This window comes from Gordonia sp. DT30 (assembly GCF_049844915.1).
Taxonomy (GTDB): Bacteria; Actinomycetota; Actinomycetes; order Mycobacteriales; family Mycobacteriaceae; genus Gordonia.
In genome coordinates this window covers 185,207-204,131 of record NZ_JBNCLY010000006.1, presented here as the reverse complement: position 1 = coordinate 204,131, position 18,925 = coordinate 185,207, and the positions used below count along the sequence as shown (strand labels likewise).

Sequence of the window (18,925 nt, the reverse complement as noted above, 5' to 3'; positions counted from 1 at the left end):
GACATGAGCATCAATCTGGAACTGCCGAAGAAGCTCGGCGTCACCATCGATCAGGCCCATCAGGCCGCGGCGGAGATCTTCCGTCCGATCTCGCGCAAGTACGACCTGCGTGAGCACGACTATCCCGTCGAACTCGACACCCTGGCCAGCCTGTACGACGGGCTCGCCGAGACCGGCCAGGCCGGTGCGGGTGCCGACGCCGGCCGCGGCAAGGAGTCGTCCGAGCCCAAGCCCGCGGGCACCGTCGTCAACGGCGGCAACATGCAATCGGTCGTCAACGTCATGGAGACCTCGTGGGGTGACGTCGGCTTGATGCTGTCGATCCCCTACCAGGGTCTGGGCAATGCCGCGATCGCCGCGGTCGCCGACGACGAGCAGCTCAAGCGCTTCGGCAAGGTGTGGGCGGCCATGGCCATCACCGAGCCGAGCTTCGGGTCGGACTCGGCGGCGGTCACCACCACCGCCACCCGCGACGGCGACGACTACGTCATCAACGGCGAGAAGATCTTCGTCACCGCCGGGTCGCGCGCCAGCCACATCGTGGTGTGGGCGACCGTCGACAAGAGCCTCGGACGCGCCGCGATCAAGAGCTTTGTGGTGCCGCGTGAGCATCCGGGCGTCGAGGTGGCCCGACTCGAGCACAAGCTCGGAATCCGGGTGTCCGACACCGCGGTCATCCGATTCGAGAACTGCCGCATCCCCAAGGAGAATCTGCTCGGCAGCCCCGAGGTCGACACCAAGAAGGGCTTCGGCGGGGTCATGCAGACCTTCGACAACACGCGGCCCCTGGTCGCGGGTATGGCCGTGGGGGTGGCCCGGGCTGCGCTCGAGGAGTTGCGGCACGTCCTCGAGGACGCGGGCATCGAGATCGACTACGACAAGCCCGCCGTCGACCAGCACGCGGCCGCAGCGGAATTCATCCGCATGGAATCGGATTTCGAGGCCGCCTACCTGCTGACGATGCGCGCCTGCTGGATGGCCGACAACAAGCAGCCGAACTCGCTCGAGGCCTCCATGGCCAAGGCGAAGGCCGGCCGCACCGGCACCGACATCACCAACAAGGCGGTCGAATTGGCCGGCACGCCAGGCTATTCCGAGCGTCTACTGCTGGAGAAGTGGGCCCGCGACTCGAAGATCCTCGACATCTTCGAGGGCACCCAGCAGATCCAGCAGCTGATCATCGCCCGCCGTGTGCTCGGCAAGAGCAGCGCCGAACTGAAGTGAACTGAGTTCCATCACCTGAGCTCGACCGTCTGAGCTCGACCATCGGTGGCGCACTCCCTTGCGGGGTGCGCCACCGATTGCGTTGGGAGGACTCAGTACAACAGCGTGCGATAGTTGCTCTCGGCGTACCGCTGCTCCAGCGCCGCCTCGTCGAGTTCGGGCATGAGCTTCTTGGTCAGCTGTGCGGTACTGGGCAGGTCGTCGGGATGCCAGGTCTCCGGATGCCAGAGGCCTGAACGCAGAAAAGCCTTGGCGCAGTGGAAGAACACCTCTTCGACGGTGATCTCCAGCGCGAGGATCGGACGGCGCCCCTTGACCGCCAGCTCGTCGAAGTAGTCAGGTCCACCGCGGTCGTCCCCATCACGATGATCACAGTCGACGATGCGCGCAGTCCCGTTGATACGCAACGTGTCCCCGCGTCCCGGCACGATCGCGATCGTGCCGACGTGCGGATTCGCCAGGACGTTCAGATATCCGTCGACCCGCTTGTTGCCGGGCCGCTCGGGGATGACGATGGTGCGCTCGTCGAGCACATGCACCACCTTGCCGGGCGGATCCCCCTTGGGCGAGACGTCCATCCGGCCGGCGCCGTCAGAGGTGGCGACGAACACCATCGGCGACGCCGACAACCACTCGATGTGCACGGGCTCGAGCGCGGATTTCACCTTCTTCACCACCATCTCGGCGGGCTCGCCGACGATCGCGCGCAACTGTTCCTCGGTGGTGATCTCCATGCCGCCATGATGGCAGATCGGCCGCGACCCACTCCGGGGCGATCGTCAGCCGACGTCGGTATCGGCCGGCACCAGCAACAACGGCACGCGGCGTTTTCCGATCATCCGTTGCGCCACCGACTGGCCGAACCATCGATCGAGGTGTGACACCAGTCCCCCGCGTGGGCTGCCGATCGCCACCAACAGCGCCGAATACCGGTCGGCGACGGTCGCGATCAGGTCGGCTGCCGAGCCGTGACCGCTGTGATAGGTCCACGATGCCGGCAGCGTGTCGAGCAATTCTCGCGCGGCGAGCGCGTCCTCGTTGACGGTGGCGGCGAATTGCGCATCCCAGTCGGGCGCATCCGGATCGAGGGGCTCGTCATCGAGATCGACGATGTGGACGACGTGCACGTGTGCGTCGAGTTGATGCGCGAGCATCACCGCGAAGCGGACCGCGGCGACGCTGTCGGGATGGCGGTTCCAGCCGACGACGATGGCCGCCCGCGCGGCCACCGCCGGTTGTGGACCGCGCCGATGCCGACGCAGCGGGCCGTCGTCGTCGGACTGCCCGAATCCCCGGGTCTGCGAACCGTGTGTTCCTGCCATCCGTCGACCTCCTCAGATCGCCCACGCGAGGGCGAGTCCCCCGGCACACGCGGCCACCGATCCGACCACCGACCCCACCGCGTTGATCAGTCCGAGTACCCCGTGCCGTTGTTGGACGAGCCGGACCGATTCCACCGACGCGGTGCTGAATGTCGTGTAGCCGCCGCAGAATCCGGTGCCCGCGATCACCTGCAACTCGCCCGGAGCACCGTGCGAGATCACCAGGCCCGCAAGCACTCCCAGCAACAACGAGCCGGTCACATTGATGAGCAGGGTTGCCCACGGGAACGTCGTCGGCCGCCATTGCTTGATGGCGCCGTCCACCACGAAGCGTGCGACGGCACCGAGCGCGCCGGCCACCAGTACCGCGATCACCGTCATCGGACCTCTCCCTTCCACCACCGCAGCGCCGTTGCGGCCGCTGCGATCCCGAGCCAGGCGCACCCGATGCCCGCCACCACACTGATGGCGGCGTAGGCGATCCCGAGGCCGACCGCCCCATGGTGTCCGAGCTGTGTCGTCTCCAGCGCGAACGAGCTGTAGGTGGTGTACGAACCGCAGAATCCGGTGCCCACCAGCACCCGCATCCGGCGGCGCCACCCGTTGTCGGGCCCGGACAGTGCCAGCACCTCGAGGACCGCGCCGAGGAGAAAGGCACCGCTCAGGTTGATACCGAAAGTGGCCCACGGCCATCCGATTCCGTGGGTCGGGAACAACTCTTCGATGAGGTAGCGCAGACCGGTGCCGACGATGCCGCCGACGAAGACGAGGGCAACCGCCACCGGCTGCAGATGCAGCGGGCGCGGTGCCGGGCTGTCGGGATCGATGGGCACGGATGCGGCGAGCGCATCGGAAGCCGGTTCCGGGGTGAGATCTGCACCCACGACAAAGCTCCTTCCGTCAGGCGGAACAGGAACTATCAGCCGACGACGGCGGTTCGGGCCACGCGGCCCGGGCGAGATCCATCACCCGCGGCGAATACTACTCGACACGGATCTGCCGAGACCTGAGGGCGACCACGGCGGGCACACCGAGCCCGATCACGGCTGCCACCACCAGCCCGAGCACCGTCTCGCCGACCCGTTCACCGAGGCGACCGGGCGCGGTGCCCGCTGTCGTCGCACCCAGCATGAGGATGACGAGAAAGGTGGTGAACGTCGGCAGCACATACCATCGGCTGCCGCGGGTCCCGGCCGCCGTCGCGAGTGCGATCCCGACCATCACCGCGACGACCCATGCCGGCGCGTACTGCACCAAGATCACGGCAAGTGCGCCGCCGGTGACGACGGAAACGAACCGTCCCGCAGTTCGCCACAATTGCATGTCGGGGTCGGGGCGCATGACGAGAAGTGCGGCGGCACATGCCCATCCGACGTGATCGAAATCGAAGGCGTAGCCGATGCCCGCGGTGAGGGCACCGACCACGCCGACCCGCAGGCCGTAGTTCAGTCCGGGCGACCGGCCGCCGACGCGCCCGGCGGCGTCGGCAGGCAGCAGTCGACCGGGGATCACGATCGCGACCGTGAACGCCGCGGCCGCGCCGAGCAGGAACAGTCCGGTGATCCGTAGCCCGCTCTCGATGCCCGCCGAACTCAGACCGACCCCGGTCAGTGGCGGCGCGATGCCGATCAGCACCGCCGATACGCGGGGACCCGCCCAGGCGAGTGCCGACCACACCGCCAGCAACGGCAGCACCGCCATCACGGCGACCGCCACCACCGGAAAGGGCGAGACCGCCGAGCCGATGATGATCGGCAATCCGACGATCAGTGCCGTGCCCGGGATGATCAGCCTGGCCCGCCGCGAACGCGGGATCCCGGCGATGAGTGCGGGGATGAGGCCGATCGCGAGTGCGGCGCCCGCGCCCACATCGACCACCGCGGTCACCACGACTGCCGGAACGGCCGCGATCAATGCAGCCACCGCGGGCACCCAGTGCCAGGCCAGAATCGGTTGCGCCGGTGCGTCGGTGGTCACCCGCTCACGGTATTCGCGCCGGGCCGAGCATGTGCGGTATCCGCCTCGGGGGTTACCGAGCCGCCCGACGCCGGGGTTCAGTCGCCGAGCTGTCGTGCCAATGCCGTCAACACGTCGGCATCCTCGATGGTCGAGGGCACCGCGTACTCCTCGTGGTCGGCGATCTGGCGCATCGTCTTTCGCAATATCTTGCCCGAACGAGTCTTCGGCAGGCCCGGCACCACGGTCACGTCGCGGAAGGTTGCCACGGCCCCGATCCCGTCACGGACCATGGCGACCAGCTCATCCCGCAATGTGCCGGGGTCGATCTCGACACCGGACTTGAGGACCACATATCCACTCGGGCGCTGCCCCTTGAGATCGTCGTGAATGCCGATCACCGCGCATTCGGCCACCGCCGGGTGCGCCGCGACGACAGCCTCGATGCTGCCCGTGGACAACCGGTGTCCGGCGACGTTGATGACATCATCGGAGCGGCCGAGGACGAACACATATCCGTCGGCATCGATATAGCCGGAGTCGCCGGTCAGGTAGTAGCCGGGAAATGCGTTGAGATAGGAACTGCGATAACGCGGCTCGTCACGCCATAAACCCGTCAGGTTTCCCGGTGGCAGCGGTAGCTCGATGACGATGTTGCCCTCGGTCCCGGCGTCGACGACGTTGCCCGCGGCGTCGACGATCCGGACCTGGTATCCGGGCACGGGTACGGTCGGCGAGCCCGGCTTGATCGGCATCGGGTCGAGTCCGCGCAGATTGGCTGCGATCGCCCAGCCGGTCTCGGTCTGCCACCAATGGTCGACGACGGGCACGCCGAGTACGGCACCGGCCCACTCGTAGGTGTCGGGGTCGAGGCGTTCGCCTGCGGCAAACAGGGTGCGTAGCGATGAGACGTCGTATTCGGCAAGCAGTTTCGCGTCGGGGTCGGCCTTGCGGATGGCGCGGATGGCGGTCGGCGCGGTGAACAGCGCCTTGACCCGGTGCTCGGAGATCACCCGCCAGAACGCACCCGCATCGGGAGTCCCCACCGGCTTGCCCTCGTACATGATCGTCGTCGCCCCGGCCAGCAGTGGCCCGTAGACGATGTAGGAATGGCCGACGACCCAGCCCACGTCGGACGCCGTCCACCACACGTCGCCGGGACCGATGTCATAGATGTTGGCCATCGACCAGGTCAGGGCAACGGCGTGACCACCGTTGTCGCGCACCACACCTTTGGGTTTCCCCGTCGTGCCGGAGGTGTAGAGGATGTACAGCGGATCGGTCGCGGCGAGCGGCACCGGCTCTACCGGCGACGCCGACGTCAGCGCGTCGTCCCAGTCGAGCCAGCCGTCGTGGTCGGCGGCCGATCCGGGCACCTCGTCCCGATTCTTGACGATGACCGTGGCCGGCGGCTTCTGCGCGAGTGCGAGCGCCTTGTGCACGATCGGCAGGTACTCGACGGTGCGGCCCGGTTCGAGGCCACCGGACGCGGTGACGACGGCGACCGGCTCGGCGTCATCGATGCGGGTCGCCAATTCCGGCGCGGCGAACCCACCGAAGACCACCGAGTGCACCGCGCCGATCCGCGCGCACGCGAGCATCGCGATCGCCGCCTCGGGGATCATCGGCAGGTAGATGACGACACGATCGCCGGCCCCGACGCCCGCGGACGCCAGCACGCCGGCGAAGCGCGACACCTCCGCGAGCAGTTCGGCGTAGGTGAAGCGACGTACCGCGTCCACCATCGCCGAATCCCAGATGAGTGCCATGCGGTCACCGTGGCCGGCGGCGACGTGCCGGTCGAGCGCATTGAAACAGGTGTTGAGTGTGCCGTCGGGAAACCAGCGGTATATCGGTGCCTGCGAATCGTCGAGCGCGACCGACGGCGGCGTCGACCATTCGACCTCGCCGGCCGCGGTGAGCCAGAACGACTCACGATTGTCGATGCTTTGCGCAAACGCGTCGCTATAGCCGGCCACTGGCGTCCTCACGTCGATAGATCGCGCGGCAACCGGGTGCTGGGCCCCGGTCACCGCATTGCGGGTTCGAGCGTAATCAGCGCAGGCAGCGATTGCCCGGACTTCGTCCGGATCGGCGACGGTGTCACCCCAGAAAGGGTGTCACCCCAGAAAGGTGTCACCCCAGAAAGGTGTCACCCCGGCAGCTGTCATTCCAGATAGTTCTCGACCACATCGGCGGGCCGGGCCGACGCGTCGTCGGGATCTTGTCCGGCATGCCGCCGGGCCTGTCGCTGCCGGAGCAGGTCCCAGCACTGGTCGAGGGACACCTCGAGTTCACGCAGTCGGGTGTGCTCGGCACTCTTGCTGATCTCCCCTTGCCCGAGTTGCCCGCGCAACTCGTGCTCTTCGCCGATCAGCTCGATGATGTGGTCCCGGATGGACTTGTCGCTATTGCGAATCTCGTCGGCCATACCCTCGACCGTACCCGCGAAGTGAACTCAGCTGCTCACTTAGCGGCGTCGTATGCCTCGATGATCTCGCTGGCGATACGTCCGCGATCGCTGACCTCATATCCGCTTTCGCGGGCCCATTCGCGCACCGCTTTCAGGTCGCGCGACGACGAGCGGGATCCGCGTGCCGTGCGCGACCGGCGGGTTCCCGCCGAACGTGAGGCAGTGACGTATTTATCGAGATCCTCCCGGAATTGCTTGGCATGTGCCGGCGAGGTATCGAATTCATAGGTTTTGTTGTCGACGCTGAAGGTGATCGTAACCGCATCCTTCAACTCTTTTCCGTCAAGATCATCGACGTATGCGACAACGGTTCGGCGTGCCATTGCGAGCCCCCTCATAGAACTGTCAGTGTGAATGCAATCGAACGATAGCATCGCCGTGCATTTACTTCCCCTATCCGGGGCGCCATTTCCATCATTCGGCTCGAACATCAATAAATAGTTGACAACCGTCTATCTATTGAGGATTCTTCGCGGTCCACAAATATGGGACAGCCGCGACAATCTACGCAACGCCGACAGCGCTCGCCATGACACCGACAGCGCGCACCGGGTCGCCGACCGCGTTTCCGACGATACCGAGCAACTCACCCGGCGTTGCCCAAAGGGCGTCTGTCACAGGCCGAGCAGCGCCGTCACGTCGGCCGTGAGGGCAGTGATGCGTTCGGCGGCGGCCGCGTGCGGGACGTCCTCGCCGCGCATGATGACCTCGAGGTAGCACTTGAGTTTCGGCTCGGTGCCGGATGGTCGGACGATGACGCGGTCGTCGGCCGCGGTGCGGTAGAGCAGTCCGTCGGTCGGCTGCAGGCCCGCGCCGCCGTCCTCGAGATCTCGGGACTCGACGACCGGCGATCCGGCGAATGCCGCGATCGGTGCCGAGCGCAGCAGAGCCATCGCGTCGGCGATCGATTCGGGATCGTCGACGCGGAAAACCAGTGTCGCCGTTGCGTGTAGCCCATGTGTCCGAGCCAGCTGATCGAGCTGGTCCTGAAGGGTCTGGTCGGCCGCGGCGAGTTCTTCGACCAAACTGATGATCCGCACCGCGGCACCGATGCCGTCTTTGTCGCGCACGGCATCCGGGTCGGTGCAGTAGCCGATCGCCTCCTCGTAGCCGTACCGCAGACCGGGCGTGCGCGCGATCCACTTGAATCCGGTGAGCGTCTGCGCGAAACGCAGGCCGTGCGCCGCGGCGATGCTGCCCAGGAGCCGGCTCGACACGATCGAGCACGCCAGAGTCTCGCCGGGACGTGAGTCGTCGGCGGCGGCCTGTTCACCGAGCAGCGCACCGATCTCGTCGCCGGACAGTTGACGCCAGTCGCCGTCGCGGCCGACGGTGGCCACCGAGCAGCGGTCGGCGTCGGGGTCGAGCGCGACGACGACGTCGGCGCCGATCTCGCGCGCTCGCGCTATGGCGAGGTCGAGGGCGCCCGGCTCCTCGGGGTTCGGGAACGCCACGGTGGGAAAGTCGGGGTCCGGCCGGAACTGGGCGGTGACCGGGTGGACGTCGGGGATGCCGGCGGCCGCCAGCACCCGCAGCGCGGTCGTGCCGCCGACTCCATGCATCGGGGTCAGCACGACGCGCACGGTGGACGGCATCCGCGAACGCCGGTGCCCGGCCATCCGGGCGATGTAACCGTCGACGACCGACGCGTCGGCCTTCGCAATGTGCTCGGTGCTGCGCGCAATCGCGTCGGCCGGTGGGGCGGCCGCGATCCGGGCGGCGATCTGCGCGTCGGTGGGCGGCACGATCTGCACGCCCGCGCCGTCGGCATCGGTGGCCCGGCCACCGAGATACACCTTGTAGCCGTTGTCGGCGGCCGGATTGTGCGACGCGGTGATCATGATTCCGGCATCGGCGTCGAGCGCACGCACGGCGTAGGCGGTGACCGGTGTGGGGAGTTGCCTGGGCAGGGCGATCGCACGCAGTCCGGCACCGGAGAGAACCTCGAGAGCCGCATCCATGAAGGCCGAAGAGCCATGGCGCGCATCGCAACCCACGACCACAGTGGCATCGGCGCCGACCGTGTCGCGGAGATGGCCCGCAAGTCCGGCGGTGGCGCGAACGACGACGGCGACGTTCATCCGGGATACGCCCGCACCGACGCGCCCACGCAACCCGGCCGTGCCGAACTCCAGGGGTCCGGCGAATCGTGAGTCGAGGTCGGCACGGGCCGCCGCATCACCCGAACGCGCGGCGACGACGAGGTCGGCGAGTTCGGTGCGGGTCGCGTCATCGGGGTCGTGCTCGAGCCAGGCCGTCGCCCGGTCGATCACCGCGTCGATCCCCACACTCACTTCTCAGCCTTCCGGTCATTCGCGTCGACCCGAAGGTACCAAGCGGGAGACCGCTCGCCCGACACGGCGAGAAAGCGGTTCGGCCCCCGACCGCTGATGCGATCGGGGGCCGAACCTCCGTGGTAGCGGGGACAGGATTTGAACCTGCGACCTCTGGGTTATGAGCCCAGCGAGCTACCGAGCTGCTCCACCCCGCGTTGCGACACCCAGCATACCGGTCGCCGAAGGGTGAGACGATGCCACCCCTCGTCGGACCTCGTAGCGTCTGGACAGAGAAGCGCATGACCGAGGAGGAGCCCGTGCCCGAGGAGGAGCCCGTGCCCGACGTAGACCTGGACATGCTCGTCATCGCGATGTCCGACAACGGCGACATCGTCACCAACTACCTCGATCCCGCGACCGGCGACGACTACCGCGACATGGAAGTCTTCATCGCCCGGATCCGCGACGATCAGCTGTCCGAACAGTCGCGCGGGTGCCCGCGCCGCCCGCTCCTCGCCGTGGGTGCGCGACGGCGGCTCCTGGCAACTCCTGCACCACCAGGGCACACCGATCCCGCCGGTCGGGACATAGGTGGGACATAGGGACATAGGGACATAGCATTCAGGCCCGGGACCTTGATGAAGGTTCCGGGCCTGAATGGCGTTGGTAGCGGGGACAGGATTTGAACCTGCGACCTCTGGGTTATGAGCCCAGCGAGCTACCGAGCTGCTCCACCCCGCGTTGGTGAACACCACGTTACAGGGTGGTTCGTCGCGGATGCAAATCGGCTTCCGCACCGCTCCTGCAGGTCGCAAACCCGTGTGGCCCCAACCACATTCGAGCTCAGGACGTCAGCTACCACCGCCGGCGGCCTGGTACTGCTGAACCGCCTTGTTGAGCTGATCGAGCGCCTGCCCGTAGGCGCCGAAGTCGCCATTGGACTGCGCCTGCTTGAGCTTGTTGAGCGCGTCACCGATCGCATTCACGGCCGCGTCGCGCTGCGGATTGCTCGGTGTGGACGGCTGATTCGGCTGCGGAGCCGGCGCCGGTTGATCGGCGCCCGCCTGCGGGGCGCTGGGTTCGCCGTTGAGCGGCGACGTCGCGTCGGCCGGACTGATCCCGATCTGTGCCAGCGCCTCGGCCGTCGTGGCGGCATAGCCGACCTTCGGGTTGCCCGCCGCGGCGTTGTAGTACATCAACACCCGGTGCAGCTTGGGCACGCCACCACCGTTGTTGGTCTGCGTGTACAGCGGCTGGACGTAGAGGATGCCGCCGCCGCCGACCGGCAGCGTCAACAGGTTGCCGTAGGTGACCCGGGTGGTGCCCTCCAACTGTTTTCGGTCACCGAGCACGGCGCCGTAGTTGTTCATGTTGTCCTGGGCCTGCTGCGGGCCGACGCCGGACTGCCGGTCGGCCGGCAGCACCTTCACCGTGATCTGCCCGTAGCTGCCGGGATCCGACGACACCGTCATATAGGCGGCGAGGTTCTTTTCGCGGAAGCCGGTGTACACCGTCGTCAACTGGAACTGCGAATCGGTGCCGCTGCTCTCGCGCGGATTGCGCGCGGTGAAGTAGTACGGCGGCTGATTCAGCTGACGGCTGGCGTTGTCCTCGTTGCTCGGGTCCGGGGGCACCGACCAGAAGTTGTTGTTCTGGAAGAACGCCGTCGGATCGGTCACGTGATACTTCGCGAGCAGCTCACGCTGGATCTTGAACAGGTCCTCGGGGTAGCGGACGTGCGCGGCGAGATCGGTCTTCTTGTCGAATTCCGACCGCGGTTGCACCGTCCCCGGGAACACCTTCATCCAGGTCTTGAGGACCGGATCATTCTTGTCGAACTGATAGAGCGTGACCTTGCCGGTATAGGCGTCGACGGTCGCCTTCACCGAGTTGCGGACATAGGAGATCTGTTTGTTCGCCTGACTGCGCTGCGCCTGATTGTTGATCAGATCCTGCGCGTCGGTCGTCGCATCCTGCAGTGAGGTGCGCTGCGAATACGGGTAGTTGTCGAGGGTGGTGTACCCGTCGACGATCCATTTGATCGATCCGTCGGCCATCACCGCGGGATATGCCTTGGAATCGACGGTCAGCCACGGCGCAACCTGCTTGACGCGGTCGCGCGGATCCCGGTTGTAGAGGATTCGTGAATTGCTGTTGATGGCATCGGAGAGCAGGAAGTTGCGGTCGGTGTACTTCACCGCATACATCGCGCGCGTGAACCAATTGCTCAGCGACACACCGGAGTCGGCGGTGTAGGTGTATTGACGGCCGTCCTCGTCGTATTCGCGGGGGCCACCGGTGCCGCCGACGATCGAATAGTCGGGCGAGACATTGGCGATCAACTCACCGAAGTAGATCCGCGGCTGGGTCACCTTGATCGGCGCGGTCTTCTGGTAGTCGGGGTTGCGGATGGTCTGCAGGTCGCTGACGTTGAAGACGGGCAGGCCGCCACGGTCACTGCCCGACGTGGCGTCACCGGAGGCCTCGTCGACCTGATTGGCCGGTGCGGCGACGAACCCGTTGCCGTGGGTGTAGACGGTGTGCTTGTTGAGCCAGTTCTGCTGCTGATCACCATATTTGGTGGGATCGAGTTCGCGCACCGCGACGATGTAGTCGCGCTCTTGGCCGTCGACCTTGTATCGGTCGATCGCCAGTTGCGAGGGGAATCCGTAGAAGTTCTTCAGGAACTGGCGCTGATTGAACGTGGGTCCGATGACGTTCGGGTCGAGGATGCGGATATTCGACAGCGTCGGCTCGTCGGAGTTCACCGCCTCCGCGCTCGGCGCCGTGGCACCCCAGTCGGTCTGGTAGTCCACGTTGCGGTCGGCGACGATGCCGTACGCCTGCGTCGTCGCCGCGATGTTGCGTTTGATGTACTCCGATTCCTTCTGCGCGGCATTGGGCTTGACCGAGAACTGCTCCATCGTCAGCGGCCAGCCCACACCCATGACCAGCGCGGCCAAGAGCATCAGCACAGTGGCGATCGCCGGGATCCGCAGATCCTTGAGCACCACACCGGCGAAGAACGCCAGCGCGCAGATGATCGCGATCGCCATCAGGATCAGCTTCGAGGGCAGTACCGCATTGATGTCGGTGTAGCTGGCACCGGAGAAGATCTCCTGTTTACGATCGCTCGAGAGCAGGCTGTACCGGTCGAACCAGTAGGCGGTCGCCTTGAGCAACAAGAAGATCCCGGCCAGCGCGGCCAGTTGGATACGGGCCGAGTTCGTCAGCGAACCGCTACCCCCGCCGAGCCGGATGCCACCGAAGATGTAGTGGGTGATCAAACTCCCCACGAACGCGATGACGACGACGACGAAGAGGAAGTTGAGGATGAATGTGACGAACGGCAACCGGAACGCATAGAAGGAGATGTCGAGGCCGAACTGCGGGTCGGTCACCCCGAAGTCGGTGCTGTGCAAGAAGGTCTGCACGGTGGCCCACGATCCCTGGGCGACCAGCCCGGAGATCACGCCGACGAGGACCGGCGGAACGATCGCAAACCAGCGGATACGCCCCATCACCGCGGCCCGGTAACGCGCGAGTGGGTCGCCCGGACCGGATGCGGGGACAAACACCGGCCGGGATCGATAGGCCAGCGCGATCGCGCCGTAGATGATCGCGCCGACGATCACGCCGACGATCAGGAACAGCAGGATGCGCGTCCACAAGATCGTGGAGAACACCTCGGAATATCCGAGGTCGGAAAACCACAACCAGTCGGTGATCAGACCGACGATCCGTGGCCCGACCAGCAAGATGACCAGCAACGCCACCGCGATGCCGATGATGATCTTGCTCCTGCGCGACAGTGTCGGCAATCCTGCCGGCCCGCGTACGCCCACCTGTCCCACTCTCCAAAGTTCTCAATTCGGACATGCGCCTGCGACCGCTCGTTCGCGGCCGCAGGCGACGTGGCCCCACTGTACTGGGCACTGCGGCGCACCGACGCCATCACCGGCGCCGGGGCAACCCCGTCAAGGCACCAACGCAGGCGGGCGGTCGCCGAGTTCCCGACCACTCGCCTGCGGTCCCCGCCCGACGGCCGGGCATGATGAACAACGATGCCGCACGCCAATCGCTACTCCCCCGACGATCTCGGCCGCACGCTGCGCGAGGCTCTCGACTTCCTCGTCCCCGACGGACCCGATCAGACGCCCACGGTGTTCGCCCTGGTCCCGACACCTGTGCTGGCACAGATGCATCCCGAGCTCGTGGCACCCGACGACGACTCGGTGCTGAGCCTGCTCGCCGAGGAAGCGCTACCCGGGTCCGGCCGTGGGCCCGGCACCGAACCGTATGCCGCGCTCGAGGAGTTCCTGGCGACCGCATCGTGGCCGGAGTCGGTGGTCGGCGCCGCAGTGGTCCTCGACATCGTGGTGCTGCCGCCGGGCTCACAACCGGACCTGCCGCCCGAGCAGCAACCCGAGCGCCGTGCGGCCCGGCTCGCGGTCGGCGCGCTGCGCGGCGGGCCGCGCCTGGCGCTGCTCGAGCTGGTCCCCGAGAATCCGGACGAGGCCCGGGAGTTGCGCACCCACCCCGACCTCGCGTCGGATCTGCAGGACGCCCTGAGCGCCGCACTCGAGGACTGAGCTCCGGCGAGCCGCTCTCAGCAGTGGGGTGCCGGCTTGCCTGCGCCGATGGCGCCGAGCGCATCGAGCGCGGACGTCAGCGACTCCACCTTGACCAGCGTCAGTCCGTCCGGCGCATCGGAAGCCGCCTCGGTGCAGTTCTGGTCGGGCACGAGGAACACCGTCGCACCGGCGTCGCGTGCGGCCCGGGTCTTGTGGGTGATGCCACCGATGGGCCCGACCTCGCCGTCGTCGGCAATGGTGCCGGTACCGGCGATGAACTTGCCATGGGTCAACTGCGTGGTTCCGAGGCGATCGATCACGGCCAGCGTCAGCATCAAGCCGGCCGACGGGCCGCCGATGTCACCGACGTTGAAGGTGATCTTCAGGTTCGGATCGGCGTTGCGCACCTCGGGGGTGACGCCGATGTAGGCGACGGACCGTTCGCCCGGCCGCGCAGCCGCCTTGATCGCCACCATCCGGGTGATGCCGTCGCGTCGGATCTCGAAGGGGATCTCGTCGCCCGGCTTGTGCGCCCGCACCACCTTCTGCAGGTCCTCGGAGGTGGCCACCGCGGTGCCGCCGACCCGCACGATCACGTCGCCGGACTTCAGCACCGACGCGGCCGGTCCGTCCTTGGCCACCAGTTCGGCCACGAGCTCGGTGGGCCGATTGAGATACCGCAGCGCCGCCGCCTGCGCGGTGCTCTCGGAGTTGCTCATATCCTCGACGTTTTGCTGCTGGGTCTCCTCGGTGGACTGGTTCGGCGGAAACACGGTCTCGCGTGGCTGCACCGAATAGGTTCCCGACATCCACATCCCGATCGCCTGGAACAGCGACAACCCGTCGGTCACCGAGACCGTCGTCAGGTTGAGGTGACCGTCGGTGTGCTGGGTGGGGGCGCCGCTGATGTCGACGACGGGCAGCTCGCGATTGTCGAGTTCGATGTTGCCCAGGGTGTTCACGGTCGGGCCCGGGCCCAGCGCCACGAAGGGCACCTGCACCGTGGTGCCCACGACGACGAGCACCAGCAGGACCAGCACGGTGACTGCCACGGTCAGAACGCGGCGTGAGGAGGTCCCCTTCATTCCGACCACCCTAGGACATCGCCCGACAGGAAATCGCCCGGTGCGGCCTACGCTCAAGGCGAAATCGTCGAGGGGGTGGGCGCGCCTCGCTGACGGTACCGTGGAGACATGACTGATTTGCCCTTCGGTTTCTCGTCTTCCGGTGATGACGACGGCAAGGACGAGGACACCGGCGCCGGTAAGGGTGGCGCAGGCGGCTCGCAGAATCCGTTCGGCTTCGCGCTCGGCGGCGAGGGCTTCGACCCGTCCGCCGGACTCGATCCCTCGGCGCTGGGCCAGATGTTCAGTCAGCTGGGCAACATGTTCAGCGGGATGGGGTCGTCGATGTCGGGCCCCGCCGCCGGCGGCCCGGTGAACTATGACCTCGCCGCGAAGCTGGCTCGCCAGCAGATCGGCAACTTCACCCCGGTCCTCGGCAAGGAGACCGCGGCGGTGGCCGACGCGGTCCGTCTCGCCGAGGTGTGGCTCGACGACGTCACCACCCTGCCCGCGGGCATCAGCAAACCGATCGCGTGGACGCCGGTGCAGTGGCTCGACGAGACGATGCCCACGTGGAAGGGACTGTGCAATCCGGTTGCCGCACAACTTGCGAAGACCTGGGAGCAGAATCTGCCACCCGAGGCCGCGCAGTTCGCCGGCCCGATGATGGGCATGATGACCCAGATGAGCGGTATGGCCTTCGGGACCCAGCTCGGACAGGGTCTCGGCCAGCTGGCCAAGGAGGTCCTGACCTCCACCGACATCGGCCTGCCACTCGCTCCCGAGGGCGTCGGGGTACTGCTGCCCGAGGCCATCGCCACCTTCGCCGACGGACTGGATCTGCCCGCGCAGGAGATCATCGTGTTCCTCGCCGCCCGGGAGGCAGCGCACGTGCGGCTGTTCACCCACGTGCCGTGGCTGCGCCAGCGGCTGCTCGCCACCGTCGAGGAGTATGCGCGCGGGATCAGTGTCGACTTCTCCGGCATCACCGACGCCACCGCCGGGATCGATCCCACCGAGCTGTTCTCCGACCCGTCGAAACTCGAGGAACTGATCAGCTCCTCGGCGTCCTTCGAGCCGACCACCACGCCCGAGCAGAAAGCCGCCCTCGAGCGCCTCGAAACGTTGCTCGCCCTCATCGAAGGCTGGGTGGAAAATGTTGTCACCCAAGCACTTTCCGATCGAATCCCGAGTACGGCGGCATTGACCGAGACGATGCGCCGCCGCCGTGCCAGCGGCGGGCCGGCCGAACAGACCTTTGCGACCTTCGTCGGTCTGGAACTGCGGCCCCGCAAGCTGCGTGAGTCCTCGGCGCTGTGGCTGTCGCTGTTGCAGGCCTCCGATGTCGCCACCCGCGACAAGGTCTGGGAGCACCCCGATCTGCTTCCCGACGGAAATGATCTCGACGCCCCGGCATCGTTCATCGATCGGATGATCGGCGGCGGCACCTCGGAGCTCGACTCGGCGATCGCCGAACTCGAGAGGTCCCTGGCCGCCGATGCCGATGCCACCGATACCGATGCCACCGACCCCACCGATGACCCGGCCGGCCCCGACAAGGGCGACGACGAGGGCGGTCCGGCGACCCGCTGAGCAAGTCGGTCCCTGCCTGTGGATAACTGCGTCGGCGGCGGCCGATCGACGCCGGTCGATGGCAAGGTGATCGCATGACAGCGGCGGCCGCGACACCGTATCCCCCTTCGCGGCGGGCGTCCGTGCCCGCCGGCACCGCACTTCCCGTCCTCGTCGATGGCACGGCCGTGCTGATCCGTCCGGACAATCGGATACACATCGGGGCGGACCCGCACACTGCACTCGTACTCGAACTGCCGGCTCGGGTATCCGGTCGTGCGGTGGCAGCATTGCTCGGTTCTCTGCGTACACCGCGAACCCGAACCGAGATCTTCTCCGACCTCGTCGACACCGGACTGACCCGTGCCGATCTCGACACCATCCTCGACCGGCTCGTCGCCGCCGGGAAGGCGCTACGCCCGGCTCCGGGCTCCCGGACCTCGACCCTGCGGATCCGGGTACACGGCACCGGCCCGCTCACCGCCCTGCTGATGTCGTCGTTGACCGACGCCGGGTTCGGCGTCACGCGCAGCGCGCGCCGGCCGATGGTGCCGGCGAATGCGGCTGCCGTATCGCCTTTGGCCATACCCAATCTCGTCATACTGGCCGACCATCTCGTCCACGAACCGTGGATGGTCGAACGGTTGATGCGGACACGCACACCCCATCTGCAGGTGCGGCTGCGCGACGGAGCCGGTCTCATCGGGCCGCTCGTGCTGCCCGGCCTCTCGAGTTGTCTCGATTGCGCCGACCGGCACCGTGCCGATCGGGATTCGGCGTGGCCGGTGCTGGCCGCCCAACTCGTCGGAGCCACCGGCCACGCGTCCACCTCGATCGCCCGGGCCACTGCCGCTCTCACCCATGACCAGGTCGAGCACCTGGCCGACGCCTTGGCCGAGGACGGCACCGTCGGGCCTCCGCATTTGGTGAACCGGGTTCTCGAACTCCGCCCGCAGCCGTCGCGTCTCGAGAGCACGACCTGGTTGCCGCATCCGCTCTGCGGATGCCACGAGGTCACGGTGCCGCAGCAGGCGCGGCCCGGGCACCCGCCTGCCCGTCCTCTATCCTGAGGAGGCGAAAGGAAGCCATGACCGACATCACACGGGGGCAAGGTCGCCGTAACGCCAAACTCGTCTCGCTGCCCATCGGCATGGCCGGACGCGCCGCTGCCGGGTTCGGCAAGCGGATGGCCGGCCGGGACAAGGACGAGATCAACCAAGAGCTGCTGGAGAAGGCCGCCGACCAGTTGTTCGCAGTTCTCGGTGAACTCAAGGGCGGGGCCATGAAGGTCGGCCAGGCCATGTCCATCATGGAGGCGGCCATCCCCGACGAGCTCGGGGAGCCGTTCCGGGAAGCTCTCACCAAGCTGCAGGCCGAGGCGCCGCCGCTGTCGGCGCCGAAGGTACATCGGGTCCTCGACCAGCAGCTCGGCACCACGTGGCGTTCCCGTTTCCGGGAGTTCTCCGACGAGCCGGCCGCCGCCGCGAGTATCGGCCAGGTACACCGGGCGGTGTGGTCCGACGGCCGCGACGTCGCGGTCAAGATCCAGTACCCGGGAGCCGATCACGCCCTCAAGGCCGACCTGAAGACCCTCTCGCGCATGTCGAGCCTGATCCAGAAGCTCTCCCCCGGCACCGACGTCAAATCGATGATGGACGAACTCATCGATCGCACCGAGGCAGAACTGGACTACCTCGGCGAGGCCGACAACCAGCGCGCGTTCGCGAAGGCCTTCGCCGACGACCCGAAGTTCGTGGTCCCCAGGGTCGTGGCGAGCTCACCGAAGGTCATCGTCTCCGAGTGGCTCGTGGGTACGCCGCTGTCGAAGGTCATCACCACCGGCGACAAGGCCACGCGCGATCGTGCGGCCGCGCTCATGTCGGAGTTCGAGGTCTCCTCACCGTTCCGCGTCGGATTGCTGCACGGCGATCCACACCCGGGCAATTTCTTCATCACCGACGACGGACGGTTCGGCGCATTGGACTTCGGTGCCGTCGGCCACTACCCGAACGGTCTACCACCCGAGACGGGTCCGATCCTGCGCCTCGCGCGCGACAAGCAGTACGACGAACTCAAAGAGCACCTGGTCGCTGCGGGATTCATCCTGCGCTCTCAGGTGGACAAGGTCAGCCCGACCGACCTGCAGGCGTATTTGCGGCCCTATGTCGACCCGCTCTACACCGAGTCCTTCCATTTCAGCCGAAAGTGGTTGCAGCGCGCCGCCGGTCATGCGACCGATGTGCGCGGTGACGTGTACAAGACGTCGCGCCACCTCAATGTGCCCAAGCAGTACGTGATGGTCTTCCGGGTTCTCGCCGGCTGTGTGGGCATCGCCGCGCAACTCGACGCCGAGGCGCCGTATCGGTCGATCATGGAGAAATGGGTACCGGGCCTGGCCTGAACCGAAGCGAGTGGGGTGCGTCGGCTGCGACGCGATGGCCGGTCGGTCTGATGACGAAACCGG

At 67.0% G+C, this 18,925-nt stretch carries 17 protein-coding genes, 2 tRNA genes and 1 riboswitch; of the genes, 6 read left to right on the top strand and 13 right to left on the bottom strand.

Annotated elements, in window-relative coordinates:
• Positions 1-3: 3 nt before the first annotated feature.
• On the top strand, positions 4-1,224 hold the full coding sequence (locus ACLQ3C_RS08655) for an acyl-CoA dehydrogenase family protein (protein WP_425704633.1): 1,221 nt from the start codon (positions 4-6) through the stop codon (positions 1,222-1,224).
• A gap of 92 nt (positions 1,225-1,316) precedes the next feature.
• Here ACLQ3C_RS08655 and ACLQ3C_RS08650 read toward each other — a convergent pair whose 3' ends face one another.
• The 10 genes from ACLQ3C_RS08650 to ACLQ3C_RS08605 form a co-directional block, all read right to left on the bottom strand.
• On the bottom strand, positions 1,317-1,958 hold the full coding sequence (locus tag ACLQ3C_RS08650; protein ID WP_425704632.1) for an MSMEG_1061 family FMN-dependent PPOX-type flavoprotein: 642 nt from the start codon (positions 1,956-1,958) through the stop codon (positions 1,317-1,319).
• Between the two features lie 45 nt (positions 1,959-2,003).
• The gene (locus ACLQ3C_RS08645) at positions 2,004-2,546 is read right to left on the bottom strand and encodes a universal stress protein (protein ID WP_425704631.1); all 543 of its coding nucleotides are present in this window, start codon (positions 2,544-2,546) and stop codon (positions 2,004-2,006) included.
• Between the two features lie 12 nt (positions 2,547-2,558).
• Positions 2,559-2,927 (bottom strand): fluoride efflux transporter CrcB, encoded by a 369-nt coding sequence (gene crcB / locus ACLQ3C_RS08640; protein WP_425704630.1) that lies wholly within the window; start codon positions 2,925-2,927, stop codon positions 2,559-2,561.
• Positions 2,924-3,430, bottom strand: a complete 507-nt coding sequence (locus tag ACLQ3C_RS08635) for a fluoride efflux transporter FluC (RefSeq protein ID WP_425704629.1) — start codon at positions 3,428-3,430, stop codon at positions 2,924-2,926. Before ACLQ3C_RS08635 ends, crcB begins: the two co-directional genes overlap by 4 nt.
• A gap of 19 nt (positions 3,431-3,449) precedes the next feature.
• A riboswitch (Fluoride riboswitch) is annotated at positions 3,450-3,525 on the bottom strand.
• A 2-nt stretch (positions 3,526-3,527) separates the two neighbouring features.
• Positions 3,528-4,523: an FUSC family protein gene (locus tag ACLQ3C_RS08630; RefSeq protein WP_425704628.1), complete on the bottom strand. Its 996-nt coding sequence runs from the start codon at positions 4,521-4,523 to the stop codon at positions 3,528-3,530.
• A gap of 77 nt (positions 4,524-4,600) precedes the next feature.
• Positions 4,601-6,481: a propionyl-CoA synthetase gene (locus ACLQ3C_RS08625; protein WP_425704627.1), complete on the bottom strand. Its 1,881-nt coding sequence runs from the start codon at positions 6,479-6,481 to the stop codon at positions 4,601-4,603.
• A 188-nt stretch (positions 6,482-6,669) separates the two neighbouring features.
• The gene (locus ACLQ3C_RS08620) at positions 6,670-6,933 is read right to left on the bottom strand and encodes a DUF2630 family protein (RefSeq protein WP_425704626.1); all 264 of its coding nucleotides are present in this window, start codon (positions 6,931-6,933) and stop codon (positions 6,670-6,672) included.
• Positions 6,934-6,968: 35 nt separating this feature from the next.
• Positions 6,969-7,298, bottom strand: coding sequence for a histone-like nucleoid-structuring protein Lsr2 (locus tag ACLQ3C_RS08615; RefSeq protein ID WP_425704625.1), 330 nt, complete (start codon positions 7,296-7,298; stop codon positions 6,969-6,971).
• 291 nt (positions 7,299-7,589) lie between these two features.
• The gene (locus ACLQ3C_RS08610) at positions 7,590-9,248 is read right to left on the bottom strand and encodes a phospho-sugar mutase (RefSeq protein ID WP_425704663.1); all 1,659 of its coding nucleotides are present in this window, start codon (positions 9,246-9,248) and stop codon (positions 7,590-7,592) included.
• Positions 9,249-9,389: 141 nt separating this feature from the next.
• Positions 9,390-9,466, bottom strand: a tRNA-Met gene (locus ACLQ3C_RS08605).
• An 84-nt stretch (positions 9,467-9,550) separates the two neighbouring features.
• On the opposite strand from ACLQ3C_RS08605, the gene ACLQ3C_RS08600 reads away from it, so the two are divergent.
• A complete protein-coding gene (locus ACLQ3C_RS08600; RefSeq protein WP_425704624.1) occupies positions 9,551-9,853 on the top strand; it encodes a hypothetical protein in 303 nt (100 codons plus the stop codon).
• Positions 9,854-9,915: 62 nt separating this feature from the next.
• Here the strand turns inward: ACLQ3C_RS08600 and ACLQ3C_RS08595 are convergent.
• A tRNA-Met gene (locus ACLQ3C_RS08595) sits at positions 9,916-9,992 on the bottom strand.
• Positions 9,993-10,102: 110 nt separating this feature from the next.
• Positions 10,103-13,096: a UPF0182 family protein gene (locus ACLQ3C_RS08590; RefSeq protein WP_425704623.1), complete on the bottom strand. Its 2,994-nt coding sequence runs from the start codon at positions 13,094-13,096 to the stop codon at positions 10,103-10,105.
• Between the two features lie 219 nt (positions 13,097-13,315).
• Here ACLQ3C_RS08590 and ACLQ3C_RS08585 point away from each other — a divergent pair, with 219 nt between their 5' ends.
• Entirely contained in the window at positions 13,316-13,843 is a 528-nt protein-coding gene (locus ACLQ3C_RS08585) for a PPA1309 family protein (protein WP_425704622.1), read from the top strand.
• A gap of 17 nt (positions 13,844-13,860) precedes the next feature.
• Here ACLQ3C_RS08585 and ACLQ3C_RS08580 read toward each other — a convergent pair whose 3' ends face one another.
• Positions 13,861-14,910 carry a YlbL family protein gene (locus ACLQ3C_RS08580; RefSeq protein WP_425704621.1) on the bottom strand — a complete coding sequence of 350 codons (1,050 nt, stop codon included), beginning with the start codon at positions 14,908-14,910 and terminating at the stop codon, positions 13,861-13,863.
• Positions 14,911-15,018: 108 nt separating this feature from the next.
• Between ACLQ3C_RS08580 and ACLQ3C_RS08575 the strand changes: the two genes are divergently transcribed.
• The 3 genes from ACLQ3C_RS08575 to ACLQ3C_RS08565 all read left to right on the top strand — a co-directional run bounded on the left by ACLQ3C_RS08575 (position 15,019) and on the right by ACLQ3C_RS08565 (position 18,862).
• The gene (locus tag ACLQ3C_RS08575; RefSeq protein ID WP_425704620.1) at positions 15,019-16,482 is read left to right on the top strand and encodes a zinc-dependent metalloprotease; all 1,464 of its coding nucleotides are present in this window, start codon (positions 15,019-15,021) and stop codon (positions 16,480-16,482) included.
• Positions 16,483-16,556: 74 nt separating this feature from the next.
• The gene (locus ACLQ3C_RS08570) at positions 16,557-17,531 is read left to right on the top strand and encodes a hypothetical protein (RefSeq protein ID WP_425704619.1); all 975 of its coding nucleotides are present in this window, start codon (positions 16,557-16,559) and stop codon (positions 17,529-17,531) included.
• Positions 17,532-17,548: 17 nt separating this feature from the next.
• Positions 17,549-18,862, top strand: coding sequence for an ABC1 kinase family protein (locus tag ACLQ3C_RS08565; RefSeq protein WP_425704618.1), 1,314 nt, complete (start codon positions 17,549-17,551; stop codon positions 18,860-18,862).
• The last annotated feature ends 63 nt before the right edge of the window (positions 18,863-18,925 follow it).

Coding starts and splice junctions, on each gene's coding strand:
- ACLQ3C_RS08655 (WP_425704633.1), top strand. CDS start 4: ATGAGCATCAATCTGGAACTGCCGAAGAAGCTCGGCGTCACCATCGAT.
- ACLQ3C_RS08650 (WP_425704632.1), bottom strand. CDS start 1,958: ATGGAGATCACCACCGAGGAACAGTTGCGCGCGATCGTCGGCGAGCCC.
- ACLQ3C_RS08645 (WP_425704631.1), bottom strand. CDS start 2,546: ATGGCAGGAACACACGGTTCGCAGACCCGGGGATTCGGGCAGTCCGAC.
- crcB (WP_425704630.1), bottom strand. CDS start 2,927: ATGACGGTGATCGCGGTACTGGTGGCCGGCGCGCTCGGTGCCGTCGCA.
- ACLQ3C_RS08620 (WP_425704626.1), bottom strand. CDS start 6,933: ATGGCCGACGAGATTCGCAATAGCGACAAGTCCATCCGGGACCACATC.
- ACLQ3C_RS08615 (WP_425704625.1), bottom strand. CDS start 7,298: ATGGCACGCCGAACCGTTGTCGCATACGTCGATGATCTTGACGGAAAA.
- ACLQ3C_RS08600 (WP_425704624.1), top strand. CDS start 9,551: ATGACCGAGGAGGAGCCCGTGCCCGAGGAGGAGCCCGTGCCCGACGTA.
- ACLQ3C_RS08585 (WP_425704622.1), top strand. CDS start 13,316: ATGCCGCACGCCAATCGCTACTCCCCCGACGATCTCGGCCGCACGCTG.
- ACLQ3C_RS08580 (WP_425704621.1), bottom strand. CDS start 14,910: ATGAAGGGGACCTCCTCACGCCGCGTTCTGACCGTGGCAGTCACCGTG.
- ACLQ3C_RS08575 (WP_425704620.1), top strand. CDS start 15,019: ATGACTGATTTGCCCTTCGGTTTCTCGTCTTCCGGTGATGACGACGGC.
- ACLQ3C_RS08570 (WP_425704619.1), top strand. CDS start 16,557: ATGACAGCGGCGGCCGCGACACCGTATCCCCCTTCGCGGCGGGCGTCC.
- ACLQ3C_RS08565 (WP_425704618.1), top strand. CDS start 17,549: ATGACCGACATCACACGGGGGCAAGGTCGCCGTAACGCCAAACTCGTC.